General features: G+C 54.1%; 15 protein-coding genes and 1 pseudogene. 10 read left to right on the top strand and 6 right to left on the bottom strand.

The window, feature by feature from the left end; all coding sequences use genetic code 11:
* Positions 1-208 precede the first annotated feature (208 nt).
* Together NTD82_RS24795 and NTD82_RS24790 are read left to right on the top strand one after the other, a co-directional pair.
* Positions 209-622, top strand: coding sequence for a hypothetical protein (locus tag NTD82_RS24795; RefSeq protein ID WP_262130684.1), 414 nt, complete (start codon positions 209-211; stop codon positions 620-622).
* 6 nt (positions 623-628) lie between these two features.
* Entirely contained in the window at positions 629-1885 is a 1257-nt protein-coding gene (locus tag NTD82_RS24790; protein ID WP_262130683.1) for a hypothetical protein, read from the top strand.
* A gap of 130 nt (positions 1886-2015) precedes the next feature.
* Here NTD82_RS24790 and NTD82_RS24785 read toward each other — a convergent pair whose 3' ends face one another.
* A complete protein-coding gene (locus NTD82_RS24785; RefSeq protein ID WP_262130682.1) occupies positions 2016-4511 on the bottom strand; it encodes a S8 family peptidase in 2496 nt (831 codons plus the stop codon).
* Between the two features lie 43 nt (positions 4512-4554).
* Positions 4555-5577 carry an AAA family ATPase gene (locus tag NTD82_RS24780; RefSeq protein ID WP_262130681.1) on the bottom strand — a complete coding sequence of 341 codons (1023 nt, stop codon included), beginning with the start codon at positions 5575-5577 and terminating at the stop codon, positions 4555-4557.
* Between the two features lie 1013 nt (positions 5578-6590).
* Here NTD82_RS24780 and NTD82_RS24775 point away from each other — a divergent pair.
* Entirely contained in the window at positions 6591-8141 is a 1551-nt protein-coding gene (locus NTD82_RS24775; RefSeq protein WP_262130680.1) for a sensor histidine kinase, read from the top strand.
* 22 nt (positions 8142-8163) lie between these two features.
* On the opposite strand, the gene NTD82_RS24770 is transcribed toward NTD82_RS24775, so the two are convergent.
* The 3 genes from NTD82_RS24770 to NTD82_RS24760 form a co-directional block, all read right to left on the bottom strand.
* Positions 8164-8523, bottom strand: a complete 360-nt coding sequence (locus tag NTD82_RS24770) for a response regulator (protein WP_262130679.1) — start codon at positions 8521-8523, stop codon at positions 8164-8166.
* Between the two features lie 134 nt (positions 8524-8657).
* A complete protein-coding gene (locus tag NTD82_RS24765; protein WP_262130678.1) occupies positions 8658-8975 on the bottom strand; it encodes a hypothetical protein in 318 nt (105 codons plus the stop codon).
* A 16-nt stretch (positions 8976-8991) separates the two neighbouring features.
* The gene (locus tag NTD82_RS24760; protein ID WP_262130677.1) at positions 8992-9702 is read right to left on the bottom strand and encodes an SOS response-associated peptidase; all 711 of its coding nucleotides are present in this window, start codon (positions 9700-9702) and stop codon (positions 8992-8994) included.
* Positions 9703-9801: 99 nt separating this feature from the next.
* Here NTD82_RS24760 and NTD82_RS24755 point away from each other — a divergent pair, with 99 nt between their 5' ends.
* From NTD82_RS24755 to NTD82_RS24745, 3 genes are all read left to right on the top strand, one after another.
* Positions 9802-10233, top strand: a complete 432-nt coding sequence (locus NTD82_RS24755) for a LexA family protein (protein WP_262130676.1) — start codon at positions 9802-9804, stop codon at positions 10231-10233.
* On the top strand, positions 10220-11500 hold the full coding sequence (gene umuC, locus NTD82_RS24750) for a translesion error-prone DNA polymerase V subunit UmuC (protein ID WP_262130675.1): 1281 nt from the start codon (positions 10220-10222) through the stop codon (positions 11498-11500). The genes NTD82_RS24755 and umuC overlap by 14 nt, the downstream gene beginning before the upstream one ends.
* Positions 11501-11645: 145 nt before the next feature.
* On the top strand, positions 11646-11855 hold the full coding sequence (locus NTD82_RS24745; RefSeq protein WP_262130674.1) for a hypothetical protein: 210 nt from the start codon (positions 11646-11648) through the stop codon (positions 11853-11855).
* Positions 11856-11923: 68 nt separating this feature from the next.
* On the opposite strand, the gene NTD82_RS24740 is transcribed toward NTD82_RS24745, so the two are convergent.
* Complete coding sequence (locus tag NTD82_RS24740) at positions 11924-12157, bottom strand: PLD nuclease N-terminal domain-containing protein (RefSeq protein WP_095158376.1); 234 nt, start codon at positions 12155-12157, stop codon at positions 11924-11926.
* Positions 12158-12492: 335 nt separating this feature from the next.
* On the opposite strand from NTD82_RS24740, the gene NTD82_RS24735 reads away from it, so the two are divergent.
* The 4 genes and pseudogenes from NTD82_RS24735 to NTD82_RS24720 form a co-directional block, all read left to right on the top strand.
* Positions 12493-12957: a hemerythrin domain-containing protein gene (locus NTD82_RS24735; RefSeq protein WP_262130673.1), complete on the top strand. Its 465-nt coding sequence runs from the start codon at positions 12493-12495 to the stop codon at positions 12955-12957.
* Positions 12958-13032: 75 nt separating this feature from the next.
* A complete protein-coding gene (locus NTD82_RS24730; protein WP_262130672.1) occupies positions 13033-13281 on the top strand; it encodes a hypothetical protein in 249 nt (82 codons plus the stop codon).
* A gap of 509 nt (positions 13282-13790) precedes the next feature.
* Entirely contained in the window at positions 13791-14000 is a 210-nt protein-coding gene (locus NTD82_RS24725; protein ID WP_262130671.1) for a hypothetical protein, read from the top strand.
* A 68-nt stretch (positions 14001-14068) separates the two neighbouring features.
* Positions 14069-14520: pseudogene (locus NTD82_RS24720) on the top strand (NAD(P)H-dependent oxidoreductase); the annotation flags it as partial.
* Positions 14521-14531: the final 11 nt, after the last annotated feature.

The following is a 14531-nucleotide window of genomic DNA, read 5'->3' as shown; positions in this document are numbered from 1 at the left end:
CATAATCAATGGGTGTGCCACGTAGCCGGATCGATGCTTGGGGCGCCCTTTACGGGCGGCAGTTTTGGGGCGAACCAGGATGAATTACTTCCTGTACTCGTGTAGAAAAAAGTACAACTTTTTTGACAATAGCCGGTGTGAAGTCGACCCGACACAATAGCGTCCAAGTCGTCCGGAAATGTCTTCTGGACAGTGCTCGGAGTTCAACATGTCTTTTTTCGATTCGGTTTTTGATTTTGTTGGCAGTGCGGTTGGTGCGGTAGGCGATCTGGTTGTCTCGGCAACGGATACGGTGATCGAGAACCCAGGCAAGACGGCCCTGATTTGCGTTGGTACTCTGGCCACAGGTGGCGCAGCCGCGGCCTTTGCGGGCCCGATCGCCGCCGCTGTTGGTTCGACGGGGTTGTTGGGGGCAACGGCTTCCGGTACGGCCATCAGTTCGCTCTCTGGGGTTGCACTGACCAACGCGTCGCTGGCGGCGCTGGGTGGTGGCGCTATCGCCGCAGGTGGCGGCGGCATGGCGGCGGGTGCAACGGTAGTGGCGACGACCGGCATGGCAGTGGGGGCTTCGGCAAGCGTCGGTGTGGTGGCAGGTGCCGCAACAGCAGAAAGGAAAGGGTAGGTGTAGATGGCTCGTATCACCAAGGCACAGAAGGCGGGCCTGGACTTCCTGGATCTAGTTTTATTTAGCGAACTGGTCGTTTACCGAGGCATGGACGCCGAGGAGCGCCGACAGCTTGATACGGTCGTTCAGCGGGTCACGCAGATGGCTGAAAGCCGACACGCGGGTCGTGAGGTCGAGATCATCAAGCATTTGGCATACTACTTCCTGGAGGTAAGTCTGGCCAACACCGCTGAGGAGTTGAGGCAGGCTATCCCCGTAGACGTGCCTCGGCCGGACTTGTCGAACGAGACGATAGAAGCTGTCGATCGCTTTACACGTGATTTCCAGATGGCATTCATGCTTGCGATGACAAGCACGTCGACGGGAGTTGAGGCCAGTTACGCACTGGAAATTGCTGAAACCTTGAGGGGGGAATTCGTTGGCTACTCGGCACTGGTCCGCCGTGACCTGCTCAAACGCTGCTTTGTTCGTGAGTTCGGGGATGTGTCGGTGGGCGTCTACTGCTGGCTGACCGTTACGGGGGTGCTGCCCGTGACGAAAAACGATCTGGGTCGATTCGATCTCGAATTTGATCAGAAGTTCATGACACGTCTTGCCTTGCTTGCCGACTACGAAATGATTACGCATGGCTTGAAAGTTTTGATAAGCAAGGACAACTCTATTTGTGTATATCTTGGCAAGCGTGAGTTTAACTTGAAGGATGAGACGGTCGATCGTCTTCTGGATATACAAAAGCACTTCAATGCGGCCACTACCAAATCGAGCTTGCGTGGCATCCCTCTGATCAATCTCCGGGATTTGAAAGACAGGGCTCGGGTGCAGGATTTCTTCGAGCAGTGGGGCTCTCGCACTGTGCGATTGCGTATGCACACGGGGACGCTGGCCAGTTGGCTGAGCATCCTGGGGGCGAACATGGTGGAGCTTCAACTGTTGCGCGAATATGAGCGTGCCGCCCGGGAAAAGTACCCCAATAGCGCCGGGCCCATTGAGATCGCTGACTTGAAAGTCGCGGCTATCTTCAATGCTTGTGACAATCAGCACACCATCACCGAATACGTGAAGGACAGGCTTCTGGAGTACGGTCTCAAAATCAACCCCGACACACTTTACCGCATGCACTCGACGATGAGAAAAACCGTGTTTCGTTTGCTGAGCCTGTACTGCAAGCTGACGCGTGACGCGGGGGTTGCCACGTCGCCCCTCTACGATGACACGTTCTACGGCTCGACTTTCATTCATGCGGACAAGCTGGTCCATTGAGAGCTTCAGCTTTGCCGAATGAATGGCGCGTGGCGATGTAAGCGCGGTAGTGGCTTCATGATGATACTGATCAGTCTGAAGCCATCCACAATTATCGAACAATTTTCATTAGTGCGCAGTATGGTTTGTGTCAAACCAAAATGTCAGGTTCAATAGACGCTGCAATCAAGTTGGAAATTTCCGTGTGAAGCCGTACATCCTCCCCCTCGGAAGAGATAGATATTACTAGACTATACCGAGCTTGAGAATTGTATTTTCCTAAGTGGTGACGATATCGCCACCAACCGGAAACTGGTGATATTGCAATTTTATCTCTTGCCGCCAAGTCAATCGCGGGACCTACCCAGACATCACTATGAACTGAGCCAGCAGCGATGTGCTTCGCTCCAAACGTCCAGTTATTATCGCTTTCTGTCTTTGGCGGTTTCTGCTCAAGTGATTCTAGCTTGTTTATTCGGTGGCGGAATGCGGGCTCAGTCTCTGACTTTCGTTTCAAGTCAAAACGCAGCCCAAACGACTGGTATCGAGCTGGGATAACTTGCGCTAACTCACTGGGGCTCGGCTCTATGAAGTAAGACAAGGTTATTTTCAACTGGACAATGCGGTTCTCAAGTCGCTCCAGCTCGGCTTTTGGCCAAGGAAGGTCATAATAGTGGACTTCATTGAAATGAGGCTCACCACTTTCTTTTCCCCGCTTGTCACGGTCCTTCATAAACGGCTGGATATGAGCCTCTGAAATGAGAGCCAAGTCTTGCTCGGCAGACGCGAGGGCACGTGCTAACTGCGGCACTCCATATCCAAAATGCCGAGCAAGCAAGATGCGCTCCTTCTTAGATTTGCCTCGCAGCTTATCTAGCATGGTGGGTGTCCATTGCGCGCTATGGATCATCAGCGCTCGAACTGTTTCTGGCCAAAAATCTGGGTGCTCAGCCATGATCGCTGCGGCCATCCCCGCGGCCTGGGCCGTAGCTGAGCTGGTAGCCCAAAACTCTTCAATCGGATTTCGTGTGAAGTTTTTGCCAGTTGTCAGGATCGACAGTGCAGGAACGCCTGAGTAAAACTGCTGGCCGTCTGGACTTAAGGCTTTGTTACCTGCTTCGAAGACAACTTCAGGTTTGATCGGGCAGCGGCTGTGCTCCCAATCAACCGATGATCGACTGTAGGGACTATGGTCGCCAGCCTCGGCAAATGTCCCCCATCCCTCATAGCCAGGCTGACCCTCCAAATCAGTCTTATTGGTGAATCCGCCTACCGCTATCGCATTCCAGGATTGCGCAGGATCTTCGATTGGGAATTCGTACAGGTCAGCCACGTCCTCAGGGTTTGTTGAGTCTGGGATGTTGCCTGCCGAAAGAATGAAAAGACGGCGTGGTCCGGTTTGCCCTTCCTCGTCAAAATCACCGATCATGGTGCCCGAACACAGTTGGTCGATTGCAGAGCTCCAAGTGGTGGGCCGTTCGCCGGAGACATGCTCATTCGACACAGCCATACAGAATACCCGGCTCCTATTTGGGGCCCTCGTCTCTGCTAAACTAGCGGCTGACTGAGTAATAATTCCATAGCTTGCTGGAGTGTTTCGCTCCCATCCTGGAGGGGGTAAGAATTTTACAGACTCCAGCTTATAGCTCAGTAATAAATCTCTCTGGTCAGCCATCGCATAGGTCATATCACCATATAAAGCTGCACCCGCCATATTTGTGCCATGCCCGTTATGGTCATCGCTCCCCCATTCCTGGTTTACTGCTTGGCAATCATCTGAATGCAGCGCTGGCTGCAGCAGTGGATGAGCGGAGCTCACACCGTTATCCAAAATGCAGACTGCGGGGCTATCTTCGCTGGGTGCGCGAATCCGCCCCAGCAAATCAGCACTCCAATCCTGTTGGTCTCGAGACGTTAATCTGGTAAAAAAGTATGGGCTATCGGACGCCCGGCGCAGCTCTTGGATTCCGCAGGAGTTATCCACCAACATCGATATTTCAACCGCGTTCGCGTATATCAGCAATACCTCAGCGTCAGGAAAAATAAGAGTGTTTTCATTAATTCTGAGTTTGATCTTGGCCGCTATGCGTCTAACAAGGTCTACTTGAGTAGCGTTGCACCAACACTCCCACCATAGCTGTTGCGTGCTGGTTGGGAAGGGGCGAGAGTCAGTCCAAAGGCTCTGCACGGAACCGAGAGAAAAGTAGTTGATGGAAGAGAATTTTGAATCGTTCTTTGGTTTTCCCCCTGGCGTTCTCTGCTCAGCATATTCAGCGAGTTTTTTATCAAAAAAAGACACCGAGTTTTCGGGCAGGTACAGTGCACCAATGGTGACTCCGTCCTCTAGAATCCGCAGGGCTGACAGCCGAATGTTTTGAGTTTTCCAATTCAAGTCCGGTGGAGGAGCCCCCGCCTCGATCTCAACATCAAGGTAGAGAGCACGTGGGCTTTCGCTGATTTCATTACTGAAGTAGCCATTCTGCCCGGAATGAGCCGTTATGGAGAGGTCGAGCCTCTCGCGAAGCCGGCTCCCATGTCCTGCCTCTCGCTCATTCGATGCAGAACTCATGTCCATCTGCCTTTTCTTATAAGGCTGGCCGGATTTAAATTTTTCAAATCTGAAGTGGGGGAGTTCGTACGACGCCATGTTGGAATTTTCCATAAATCCAAAGCCCAAGACGCTTAAGGTACTAGCTGGGGCTTAATCCTGAAAGAGTATCTTTAAGTGCATGCCTTTGCTGCAGGGCAGTAATTATTTGCTCTGCAGTTGCCTGCTTCGCATCATGGAGAATCAAGTCCTTAATGACTTCAGACACCGCTCTGCTAATCTCGGCTTGACTGAGGCCCGAGGCGACGGTGCCAATCTTGGCCCATGGCAATCGTTTCGGCAGATATGCATGCATGCACATCTCGATGACAGCTTTTACACCTTTCGCATCCGGCAGAGCATACTCAATCACTTCGTCAAAACGTCTGAAGAGTGCTTTATCAAGTAGCTCTGGATGATTCGTAGTCGCCACAACTAGACTATCCGTGCTGTTAGGCTCTTCCAAAAACTGAAGAAAAGAGTTTAGAACGCGGCGCATTTCGCCCACATCATTATCAGCGTTACGCCGTCCCCCGATCGCATCAAACTCATCGAAAAGGTAAACGGCTCGCACTGTGTTTAGATGATCAAAAATCAAACGAAGCTTGGACGCTGTCTCGCCCATGTAACGAGTGATCAATGTTTCTAGGCGAATGGTGAATAGAGGCAGTTGGAGCTCGCCAGCCAATACGGATGCAGTTAAAGTTTTACCGGCGCCAGGTGGTCCCACCAGCAAAAGGCGTGAGCTAGGGGGCATGCCATGGGCTCTCAGCTTATCCCTCTGGCGCTGTTGGTGGATCAGCCTTTTGAGGCGGTTACTCTTTGACTCATCCAGAATCAGATCGTTGAGCTGAGCTTTGGGGTAGGCAACCGATAGAAGATTCTCCAACTCGCCCCGCGGTTTAGAGATCGGAATCGCGATCTGGTCAGGGCGAAGCGTCTGGCTGGATTTGCCTTGTCCACGTTTACGCGCTGTATCAACCAGCGTTTTCAGCTCGGCCGCAACATCACTCCGACCGCGTCTAGCTTCAGCGGCGGCAACCTGCAAGGCGATCGAGAGGAATTGCTCCTCATCACCTTGGTTGTGGCTGCTCAGCAGAGCAATGATTTGTTGGGCCGTAGCCATTTGAGCGATTTCCCTGTCCTATCAGCGGGCCACTGCGTTTGGTGGCATTCTAGTCTAATCACCTTCATAGGCCTACCTACGGCCATCTGATTCATCTCTGACGAAGGCTGGCCTTCGTTGCTCAGGCCGGTCCCTAGAGCTTTCATTTCAGATGTGGACACAGCGGTGAACTATTGTCGAAAGCGCTTTGCAAAAGGCCGTGACAGCATTCCAGCGGATTGCAGAGGCGCTCCACGCAAAATTGCGCCGAGAACCAAGATTCGACGTAGCACATTTCAGAACCTTATGGAGTGGTTCGGCTCTTTGATTTGCCGCCATAGAGCATGGCTATGATAGGCACCTTACGGCTGTTCAGTTGGAGCGACTGACTACGGTTTTCCAGCAGCCTCACCTGCTAGCTAATACTCAGGGCGTTGCGGATAATGATTACATCAGGAAAACTGGCGCCACTCGGTTTAGGGCGGGGCAGCAATTAGTAATTAAACGCGAAGCTGCGTATCAAACGCTGGCTTTTGTCAAACAACTGACGCATGGCATCCGCGCTGACGCCAAGAGTCCTGGGTGATCCCGGCGACTGCCTTTGGCCGAGATCCGTCCGCTTTGGGTCGATTCCTGCCGTTCAAAAACGTACCCGTGCGCCGGTCACATCCGATGCAAATGGCTGGTCAAGTGAGATGCAAACACTTGGTCAAGTCATTTGCAATTTCCCACTCAGCTCAATGAGTTTGATGGCGCTACGTCCTTGCGTCTCCAGAACCAAAACCAGGGGTTACATTCATGGGTGCCGACCGAGCCCTTGCTCGGCATTGACATCGCTGGAGCAAAAAAAAATCGCTTGCAGGGGGCTATTCATATAGCCAAGCGCTTGCTCGCATAAACGGGCGGATCGGAAGGATCGCCGGCCCGTTCAACCATCTCTGAGCATTGAGTTACACCGCAGAACTGATGCGATTGTTTCTGTAGCGCCCCGGTGCGACGATAACGACCCCCACCAATGCTGTGGAATATCGTTCATGGAACACCCAACTCCTGATGAGACGATCCGGGCTGCACTGCGAAAAACCCATGCCCGCCTCAAGAGGCAGCATGAATTGGTTGTCGAGTTCGGTGTTCATTCGCTGAAATCGAACAGTCTTGATCCGTTAATTAATCAGGCATGTAGGGTAGTGGCAGAGGGGATGGAAACCCGCTTTGCCAAGGTCCTGACGCCTATCGAGGACTCCAATGATTTCCTCCTGGCTTATGGGGTCGGCTGGGATGAAGCCGACATCGGTAGCGCAATTGTAGGTGGGGATGTCGCGAGTCCCGCCGGCTACGCGATATCGACTTACCGTCCAGTGCTTTCCAATCATCTCGGTCAGGAAGAGCGGTTTCGGACCCCAGAGTTGCTGAAGAAATACGGGATAGAACGCGCGATCAATGTGCCAATCCGGGGTCTCTCGGTCCCTTTTGGCGTGCTGGAGGCCGACAGCAGCGATGGTGATGACTTCATCGAAAGCGACCTGGTCTTCCTGGAAGGTATATCCAACGTTATTTCGATGACCTTGGAAAGGCTGGCCGCCGGCGCTGACGTCCCTGCATCGAACCCCTATTCGGAAAGCATGCTCAACGCCAGTCCCGACTGTGTGAAGGTCCTTTCGATTCAGGGTGAAATCGAATTCATGAACGAGGCAGGCCTCTGTCTCATGCAGATTGGCGACCTGGCTCAGGTCAAGGGTAAGTCTTGGTGGCAACTTTGGCCTCAAGAGTCCGAGTCACTGGTCCTTGAAGCACTGGAAAAGGTCGTGAGTGGCGAATCGACGCGCTTCGAGGCCCTCTGTCCTACCGCACTCGCTGAGCCCAAGTGGTGGGATGTCACGGTTGCCCCTATCTTGGGGCCTCAGGGCGTAATGGAGAAAGTGATTGCGGTTTCCCGGGACATCACCGAGCGTCGGCATCACGAAGCCCAGTTGCTATCGCTTATCGAAGCGCAAAACACCCAACTCAGCAGAAGTAACCTGGACGTCGAGGAGGTCCATCACCGGGTCAAGAACAGCCTCCATCTGGTCAATACCCTGTTGCTCCTACAAGCCAACCTGACTCCCGATGAGGCTGTCAGGATTCAGCTTCAGACAGCGGCTGGCCGGGTCGTCACCATCGCCACCGTGCATGAGCGCCTTTACCAGGCCTCGCATGAACAAGCCATCCTGGCTTCCGACTACCTCAAGACGCTACTGGGCGATTTGGGACGAGCACTGGCTGACCGGAAAATCGACCTAGAAGCCGACCCACTGATACTTCCTCCAGAGCGCATGGCGCCGCTAGGTTTGGTAGTGTCTGAGCTAATCACCAATGCCCTGAAATATGGGAAAGGGACCATCGAGGTCGAAGTCAAGGATGCGGGAGACCACGCGCTGATCAGCGTTTCAGATGAAGGGGACGGTTTTCCGGATAACTATCCCAAGCCAACCGGTACCGGCCTAGGGATGCGCTTGGTCAAGAATTACTGCGGATATGGAGCTGCAGCCATTTCGGTCGATAGACAGTCTGGAAAAAGTACCATCCGCGTACGATTCAAGGTGTAGGGCTTGATCTCAAACCTCCGGCTCACTGGTCTAGGAGTTCATTGATCGCGCGGCTCAACGCGTCCAAGGTGCATGGCTTGGTAATGAATCGAGCATTGCCTGGGAGAAAACCTGGCTCAAGCACCGTATTGCCTGAAACGATGATGACCGGAAGCTCCGGGCGCAACGCCCAGACCACTTTGGCTAGATCCAGACCGTCATAGTGGCCGGGCATGCGCACATCAGTAATCAACAAGGCCAACGGTTGATCCTCTTGCAGCTTGTGCCTCGCGTCATCGGCGCTTGCGCACTCGATGACGTCAAGCCCCAAGTGCATTACGACTTCAGTCATCAACCATCGGAGGATGTCGTCATCCTCCACCAGCAACACCAGCCCACCCATAGATTCCTCCCACCATTTCCCTATTGGTGTCAGCACATTCACCATTGTTTCCAAGGACTGACAGAAAGAAGGACGGACGGCGCACGAGCGCAAGCGTGCCCATTTTGGAGGACATAGTGATGTCCGGCCGAACGTTACGGTTGGGCCAACCGGCTGAACCAGTGGGCGTAAGGCGTATGGCCTACTCGATGCCTGTTGAGATCAGGTGCACCATCCGTCCACCACACGGGACCTCGCTCTCCTAAAGCAACTTTTGCCTGCTCAACAGACGCCCGGGCCGCAGCCAACTCATCGGCATCATTTGCCGACTTTGCTGCTTTGACCCTACGGCGGGCGGCCATCAAGCTATTTACCCACTGCTGCCGCTCTGCCTCCGTTAGCGCCGGGTTCGAGCAACGCCAAAGCACACCATTCACAACGAAGTACCGGCCATCTGGCGTTTGGGGATGCATGACGGTCTCCCGCGATTCAGTCATCGGAATCCGAAGGAAGACTCAGCGGCTTGATCAACTGCGCTCCCTGATTGCGAACATTGCCAACCGCTTTTCCGACTTTGTACCAATGGAAGTCTTCCACTGGGCGGCAGTGCTCAACCGCGATCTGGTGAACGCGTTCTGGAGAGGTCTCCGGATCTACCCATTCGCGGGCATGCTCGGGCGCGAGCACCAACGGCTTGCGATCATGGATATCAACCATCCCGTCATCACTTGCAGCAGTGATGATGACAAAGCCATCGCGTTCATCCTGTTCTAACCCATGATGCACCTCGGCGAGGCCGGCGAAGAACATCGGCATCCCATCTTTCAAGGTGATGAAGTAAGGCTGTTTCCTTTTGGGGTTCAGCGGATCCTGGACCCATTCATACCAGCCATCGGCGGGGGCCAGGACCCGACCGTTGGGCCAAAGCTGTTTGAAAAACTTCCCGGTCATCACAGTTTCGACCCGTGCGTTGATGGGGTCTGGACGCTTGCCCTTGGCCCAGAAGGGTGACCACCCCCATCGAACCTTGTCGACGCTCAAGCCTTCGTCGGTTGGCCGGATGATTTCAACGCGGGTCGTAGGCGCCACGTTGTACCGCTCGATGGGCCAGAGGTCATAGCCGTTTATCACCAACTGCTCTGACGCAAGCTCCTTGAGGTAATGGTCCATCGGCTCATAGATTGAGTAACGGCCGCACATGGGTGTCACCTGTCGAAATCTTCTCCTATGAGATTGACCACAAGCAGCCAAGATCGTTAACTGTATATACATACAGTTTTGAATAATAAGGCCTGCGTCATGAGCTTCAGTATTCTTGGGCAGCTATCAAAAGGTGGCCATCGGCTGCCGCTTTACTCGTTCCAGGTGCCAGCGGGCTTCCCATCGCCTGCCGCTGATCACATTGAAAAGCACATCTCGCTGGATGAGCTGTTCGAGATTCGGGCTCCCCACGTCTACCTTGTGAAGATCGAGGGCGACAGCATGCAAGGTGCCGGTATCTACAGCGGAGACCTGGTGGTGGTCGACCGAAGCCTCTACGCAGAACATGGCGATATCGTGATCGCAGCGCTGAACACCGAGCCCGTATGCAAGCGCCTGCACATGCGTGACAACGTTGTGATCCTGATGTCCGAGAACCCGAAATTCCCACCACGTCATGTGCTGGAAGGTGATGAGTTGGTCATTTGGGGAGTGGTCAAATACAGCGTTCGCGATCATGACAAAGCCTGATCCCGTCTTTGCGCTGATCGACTGCAACAGCTTCTACGCAAGTTGTGAGCGCGTATTCCGGCCAGACCTCATGAGGACTCCAATTGTAGTCTTGAGCAACAACGATGGCTGCGTGATCGCCCGGTCTTACGATGCCAAACCCTTTGTGAAAATGGGTCAGCCATATTTCCAGATTAAGGACCATCTCCGGCGTCACGGCGTGGTGGCTTTCAGCAGCAACTACGCGCTGTATGGCGACATGAGCGAGCGCGTGATGGCGACTATTGAATCGATGGTGCCATCGCTTGAGGTCTACAGCATCGATGAAGCCTTCGCTGATCTGACCGGCATACAGGGTGACCTGACGGCCTTTGGCCGGAAATTACGCGCCACGATCTACAAGAATACTGGCCTGCCTGTTGGCGTCGGGATTGCCAGAACGAAAACGCTCGCCAAGTTGGCCAACCACACGGCCAAGCGCCTGCTCGACAAGACGGGTGGCGTAGTAGACCTGTGTGATGAGTTCAAGCGCGACTGGACGTTACGCAATACTGACGTGGCAGAAGTATGGGGTGTCGGCAAACGCATGAAGTCCCATCTGGAACTCATGGGCATCAAGACGGCCATGGATCTTGCGAGGGCTGACCCTTGGACTCTGCGCCAGAGGTTCAGTGTGGTGATTGAAAAGACTGCCCGTGAGCTCGCCGGCACTTCCTGTCTGGAACTGGAAGAGGCTGACCCTGTAAAGCAGGAAATCTGCTGCAGCCGCATGTTCGGTAACCGACTGACCGACATCGAACCGATCAAGGAGGCGGTGGCCACCTATACCCAGCGGGCGGCGGAGAAGCTCAGAACACAGAACTCATTCTGCAAAAGGATCCGTGTCAGCATCCGCACCGGCATGTTCAACCCAGAAGAAGCCAAGTATGCCAATGGAGCCTTGGTTGAACTGCCCTATCCCACCAACGACGTTCGGCTGATGACAAAAGCGGCGACGGAAGCGGTCAATCGACTTTATCGCTCCGGGTTCAAATATAGCAAAGCCGAAGTGCTGCTCATGGACCTACGCCAGCCTGGCGAATTCACCGATGACCTATTCGCGCAGTCGCAACCCGTTGCAGCGGAGAAAGTGATGACGGTGCTAGATGAAATCAACGGCAGGTGGGGCCGGGGGACCTTGCGGGTAGCCAGCGTGCCGACGGCTCCTGAATGGGCCATGAGGCGAGACCTGATGAGCCAGAGCTTTACCACGAGGCTTGATCAGCTTTGGATCGTGAGAGCTTGTTAACCCTAAACTCAAGACGCACAGTTTTTTGCGCAGTCGCGGCTCTCGGTCTTCGAACGGTCGGTCTATCAGCCATACTTCAGCAATCTCCCTTGGGAGAGGCAGGTATGCATTCAACTGAATCAGCCACTGTCGGAGCTGGACATCTATGAAGGAATCACTCAGCGAGGCTCTGGTTTCCTTAGAGCCTTTGACCAAGAAGGCGACAGAAGCCCTGCGTCGATACCACGAAGCCAAATCTAATGGATCTTCAGCCGAGAATATCGAACGCCTGCGGCTTGAGGCTGAAAGCCTTTTCCAAGCGATCTCAGCCTACCAGTCCGGCGTGCTTGGAGCAGCCCAAGCGACCAGGCACTGATGGAACGACATGCATTCGATCGAGTGCCCCGGATTCGAATCCGAATCGATTTCACAACCGGCGCGGAGCTAACCTTTACTGTGCTCCTTCGACGTCGGCCCGGTTCCACGCTTTATCCCGCGGGGACCCGCCACTCCCCAAATCGCGAGTCCAACAACGGGCAACACAACCAGTATTAAAGCCCACATCGCCTTGGTGGAATCTGTTTTGTCACTGCGGAACACACTGACGATCGCCCACAGGTCCACCAATAGGATAATTGCCGCCAGGGCAATCCAAAAGTACGTCACAGGCTCACTCATGGCTGTCTCTCCCTACACTTGAAATGGCCGCCTGGCTGAGCGATTGCGACCCTTATGCAGATGAACTCTCAGCGCCGGGTAAGTTCAGGCGAAGGCTGATGAAGGGGATGATCGGCGCAAATGCGATGAGTCAGGCCCGGCCATCGTCGCACTCAGCGGCGTGAAAAACCTTTGCGCAGTCCTGCCGCAACGCGCTTTGCTGCGATCACCTGCACGAATGCAACTCGTTTGCTCACCATCGGCAGTGCCAGCCATCAACGGAGTGGAACCCAGCTGACAAAGAGCAACTCAACCATAGGCTAAAACCTATGTTTAGCCCGTGATGAGGTGATTCAATGAATGCAATTGACCTACTGGTTCAAGACCACAAACTGGTGAAGAAGCTGCTCGAAGATCTCTCTAACACCACAGAGCGCGCGGTAAAGAAACGCGCTGATTTACTTCATCGCATCGAGCATGAGCTGCAGATCCATACCGCTCTTGAGGAAGAGATTTTGTACCCGGCCATCAAGCAAGCAGGTGGCAGAGAAGAAGCGAAAATGTACTACGAGGCAAAGGAGGAGCACCGAACCGTTGACTCCCTGGTGCTCCCTGATCTGCTGCATACCGAAACCGGAACCGTCGAGTTCGCAGGCCGTGTAAAGGTCATGAAAGAGTTGCTGGAGCACCATATCGAGGAGGAAGAAAGCGAGTTCTTCCCTACCGCCAAGAAGTTGTTGGGCAAAAAAGCACTTGAGGAACTGGGCCGAGCCATGGAGGCGCAGAAGAAGCTGCTCAAGGGGGAGCAACGAGCTGCCTGACACAGCATGGCCTGCTGGCCCGCACCGGGCCGGCAGGTATTTCTTGTTCAAACCGCAACAGCGATTAGGTAGGGCATGACTTACTGGATTGGGTTTCTTGAATGGCCAGCCATGGTGATGACGGTGCTGGCAGCGTGGTGCATAGGCTCACGTCGCCCAGGAAGGAGGAAGGTCGGCTTCTGCTGCTTTATTGTCAGCAACGTGCTTTGGAGTGTTTGGGGATGGCAGGCAGAAGCCTGGGCTCTGATCATCTTGCAGCTCTGTCTGTGCGCTATGAATCTGCGGGGATGGAGAAAAAACACCCAACTGCAAAACTGCGAATGACCTTCAAGTGTGGTCCACGACAGGGATCCCGACTCATGGCACCTCCTAACTGGGCCTTATTATGAGGCTTGGAGGTGTCTACAAAACCCGGGGCGATTCAGTCCATTGCGTTAGCCATCTGCACAGCTCACGGCAGTTCTTTAGCTGTTCGCAACCCCGCCCATGGAGGATTGGAGTTTGAACTGACGTTACCATGCACCTGATGGTCAGCCGCCGTCTGGCAGTAACTTGATGATCACATCATCTGAGCCATCACCAGGATCCTGTTTTTAGACCGTGCGAGGTGATTGGTGGGTAATTGCATTGACTTGACCAGCTGTTTGCATTCGACGTAACCACCCAATTGGATTCGATCTGACCAGTCATTCGCATCGCTCGAAACTAGGTGCTCTGTGCTGAAGTCGGGGGTTAGGAGTCGTAAATCCACTGCCAGACTATGATTGGTCGTAGCGTTTGCGTGTAGTCCGGTTATGGGCTCGATCGCACTCTCCATCCTGAGGTAGCCACGCTTGAGCATTGAAAAGACGACGAAGCTGATCAGCACGCGCAGTGAAGAAAACGCCAACCGACTCCTGCTCGCGGGGTGGGCGCTGTTACTCGTCGCTGATCGACATCAAGGTGATTATCAGTGGGTGCATTATCTCTTAGGGTGGCAACACGAAAGTGAGCCCCGGGAAATAACATTCACCGGTGTTGAAGAGGGGCCGGATCCATTTTGAGTTGTCTGGATGAGCCAATGGGCATCCAGTCAAACCTCAGCCCGGCCATATCTTGAACAACGATTTTCCCCGCAGATTCAGAACTGCGCGACCTAGTGCTGTGATCGGAAGGCATGGTTTGGTGTTCGTCAGAGCGTCACGGGGCAATGGGTGGCGTGTTCAGGTCGCAGATCGACTGGATCCCATTGACCATGGACGCAGGCGAGACGACGGCGGTGACACAGGTCTGCGGCGGCTCGCAGTCGTTCGACGTGGTCAACCAGTTGCGTGTCCTGCGCCGCTGGATGCGCATGTTCACCATCGCCAACCAATTGTCCGTGCCCAAGGCCTACTTGGAGTTCGACAAGGCGGGCCGCATGAAGCCCTCGGCGTATTACGACCGTGTCGTTGACGTAATGGAGGAGCTGGGGAGGTTCACTTAGTTACGTCGTGATCGCTCAGACTACCTGGCCAATCACTACTCCGAGGGGAAGGAGTCGGCTGAAGAGCTCTCACGCGCGTCAATCGACGATCTATTTAAGGCAAATTGAG

The sequence above is a fragment of the Pseudomonas sp. 5P_5.1_Bac1 genome, from assembly GCF_025466015.1.
Lineage (GTDB): Bacteria > Pseudomonadota > Gammaproteobacteria > Pseudomonadales > Pseudomonadaceae > Aquipseudomonas.
The sequence above is the reverse complement of the archived record's forward strand: the minus strand, read 5'-3'. Positions and strand labels throughout refer to the sequence as shown.

Bases quoted from the DNA above. Each gene is read 5' to 3' on its own strand.
- NTD82_RS24795 (WP_262130684.1), top strand. From the start codon at position 209: ATGTCTTTTTTCGATTCGGTTTTTGATTTTGTTGGCAGTGCGGTTGGT.
- NTD82_RS24790 (WP_262130683.1), top strand. From the start codon at position 629: ATGGCTCGTATCACCAAGGCACAGAAGGCGGGCCTGGACTTCCTGGAT.
- NTD82_RS24785 (WP_262130682.1), bottom strand. From the start codon at position 4,511: ATGGCGTCGTACGAACTCCCCCACTTCAGATTTGAAAAATTTAAATCC.
- NTD82_RS24780 (WP_262130681.1), bottom strand. From the start codon at position 5,577: ATGGCTACGGCCCAACAAATCATTGCTCTGCTGAGCAGCCACAACCAA.
- NTD82_RS24775 (WP_262130680.1), top strand. From the start codon at position 6,591: ATGGAACACCCAACTCCTGATGAGACGATCCGGGCTGCACTGCGAAAA.
- NTD82_RS24770 (WP_262130679.1), bottom strand. From the start codon at position 8,523: ATGGGTGGGCTGGTGTTGCTGGTGGAGGATGACGACATCCTCCGATGG.
- NTD82_RS24765 (WP_262130678.1), bottom strand. From the start codon at position 8,975: ATGCATCCCCAAACGCCAGATGGCCGGTACTTCGTTGTGAATGGTGTG.
- NTD82_RS24760 (WP_262130677.1), bottom strand. From the start codon at position 9,702: ATGTGCGGCCGTTACTCAATCTATGAGCCGATGGACCATTACCTCAAG.
- NTD82_RS24755 (WP_262130676.1), top strand. From the start codon at position 9,802: ATGAGCTTCAGTATTCTTGGGCAGCTATCAAAAGGTGGCCATCGGCTG.
- umuC (WP_262130675.1), top strand. From the start codon at position 10,220: ATGACAAAGCCTGATCCCGTCTTTGCGCTGATCGACTGCAACAGCTTC.
- NTD82_RS24745 (WP_262130674.1), top strand. From the start codon at position 11,646: ATGAAGGAATCACTCAGCGAGGCTCTGGTTTCCTTAGAGCCTTTGACC.
- NTD82_RS24740 (WP_095158376.1), bottom strand. From the start codon at position 12,157: ATGAGTGAGCCTGTGACGTACTTTTGGATTGCCCTGGCGGCAATTATC.
- NTD82_RS24735 (WP_262130673.1), top strand. From the start codon at position 12,493: ATGAATGCAATTGACCTACTGGTTCAAGACCACAAACTGGTGAAGAAG.
- NTD82_RS24730 (WP_262130672.1), top strand. From the start codon at position 13,033: ATGACTTACTGGATTGGGTTTCTTGAATGGCCAGCCATGGTGATGACG.